Source organism: Heliobacterium mobile, assembly GCF_009720735.1.
Classification (GTDB): domain Bacteria; phylum Bacillota; class Desulfitobacteriia; order Heliobacteriales; family Heliobacteriaceae; genus Heliobacterium; species Heliobacterium mobile.
In genome coordinates this window covers 1-2,012 of the sequence record NZ_WNKU01000077.1, presented here as the reverse complement: position 1 = coordinate 2,012, position 2,012 = coordinate 1, and the positions used below count along the sequence as shown (strand labels likewise).

Annotated in this window: 2 protein-coding genes; one reads left to right on the top strand and one right to left on the bottom strand. The window is 44.7% G+C overall.

Annotated elements, in window-relative coordinates; genetic code table 11:
* Window positions 1–112: 112 nt before the first annotated feature.
* Window positions 113–1,396, top strand: a complete 1,284-nt coding sequence (locus GJ688_RS19560) for an IS110 family RNA-guided transposase (RefSeq protein WP_155478154.1) — start codon at window positions 113–115, stop codon at window positions 1,394–1,396.
* Here the strand turns inward: GJ688_RS19560 and GJ688_RS19555 are convergent.
* Window positions 1,393–1,545 (bottom strand): hypothetical protein, encoded by a 153-nt coding sequence (locus GJ688_RS19555; protein WP_155478153.1) that lies wholly within the window; start codon window positions 1,543–1,545, stop codon window positions 1,393–1,395. The two genes, GJ688_RS19560 and GJ688_RS19555, sit on opposite strands and share 4 nt — an antisense overlap.
* Window positions 1,546–2,012: the final 467 nt, after the last annotated feature.

Here is a 2,012-nt window from a genome sequence, read left to right as displayed (position 1 = left end):
AGCATTCCTGTAATGGATAAATTGGCGTTTTGAAAAAGAAAGCACCCCCTGATAACATACGAGGTGTCTAAAAGCCGAAGAGCTTTGACCCTTTAATATCAGGAGGTGCACCATGAATTATACACAAAAAAGTCGAATTGAGCAAATCACAGACAGCACGTTGATTATTGGAATTGATGTAGCCAAAGCAACTCACGTAGCACGTGCACAAGATCACCGAGGCATTGAGTTAGGCAAACGACTGATCTTTGACAGCAACCATAGGGGATTTGAAGCACTGAATACTTGGATAAAAGAACTCCAACGCAGTTACTACAAAACAACAGCAGTGGTAGGCATGGAACCCACAGGCCACTACTGGCTAACAATGGCTCATTACCTACTTCAAAAAGAGATAAAAGCGGTCGTTGTCAATCCGGCTCATGTGAAAAAGAGCAAAGAATTAGACGACAACTCACCGACCAAAAACGATATAAAAGACGCGCGAGTGATCGCACAACTGGTCAAAGATGGTCGTTATTCTGAGCCAAACATTTTGACCGGCAAATATGCCGAACTACGAGTTGCTATGGTGCAAAGAGAACGACTAATGCGGAGCTTGATAGAAATCAAAAATCAAGTGCATAACTGGCTAGATCGTTATTTCCCTGAATATCCTACCGTGTTTAAGGACTGGGAAGGCAAGGCGTCAATGATCGCGCTAAAAAACTTCCCCTTACCTCAAGACGTAGTTAACCTCGGAATGGAGGGCATTGTGACCCAGTGGAAAAGCGAGGTCAAACGTGCGGTAGGTATAAAAAGGGCCATCAAGCTCATAGAAACAGCCAGCACATCCGTAGGCATATCGTTAGGCCAAACGATGGCTCGACGAGAAATCGAAATGCTATTAGAACAATACTTTCTACTCACAAAGCAGTTAGATGAGTTAGCGCAAGATGTAGTAACCATACTTGAAGAAATACCTGGTGCCGTACAAATGCTGGCCATCCCGGGATTAGGCTGGATCACGGTTGCTGGTTTTCTAGCAGAAACCGGTGACTTACAGGCCTATAGTCATCCACAGCAAATTCTTAAACTCGCTGGCTTAAACCTCAAGGAAAACAGTTCCGGAAAACACAAAGGGCAAACCCGAATTACCAAACGTGGGCGCCCACGAATAAGGGCCTTGTTATTTCGGAGCATGCTCGTCCTTGTATCCAAAAACCAGCAGTTTAAGCAGTTGCATCAATACTACATCAACCGAAAAGACAACCCATTGCGGAAAAAACAATCCATTATTGCTTTATGTGGAAAACTGATTCGTGTCTTGTTTGCGATTGGCAAAAAATCGGTGGATTACGACCCACATAAGCTGCTGGGTAAAGAGCGATTGATGCAATTTCAACTCGTTGTCTAGCCCGGAACACCGCCTAACAGATTGTCTGTCACCGACAACCAACTGTCAACGGCAAGGGCTTTCAGCCGCCGCGTTGCGGCCCATTGACAGCCGCTTGCCAGTGACAGGGATCCTGCTAATAGGCGATGTTCCAGGTAGTGTGCGCTCATGATTTGCAATTGCCGATTTTTAGTGTAGCGACCCATTTGGAAACAAAAATTCAAGTACCAATTTATCGCATGAGAGAATGCAAAACTTGGTCGAATTCTCAACTTGCTTTACAATTCGTTTTTTAATACAACAGGAGCATTTGAGCCGGGACGAATCATCGCCATACGGGCTTTAGACCCTGCAGAGGAGCTTACCTGGCCTCCACCCCTTGATAGGTAGAACGAAGGAATGTAAGGGCCACTATATGTGGACCCCGTGAGACATGGGAGGGTACACCGCAAGGGTATTTGTGGAGCTTACTATGCCACCATAATGTGGTAATGCAAGTCAGACCTTTGCTTTGCTATACCCTTTTTTAGAAAAATGTCTTAGTTCCTTATTAATGTCATCGGGGTTAGCTTCAGGTTGTATCGAAAAACTGTGAAAAAGCGAGTATTACGGAGAAAAGATTAATTTATTGAGGGAG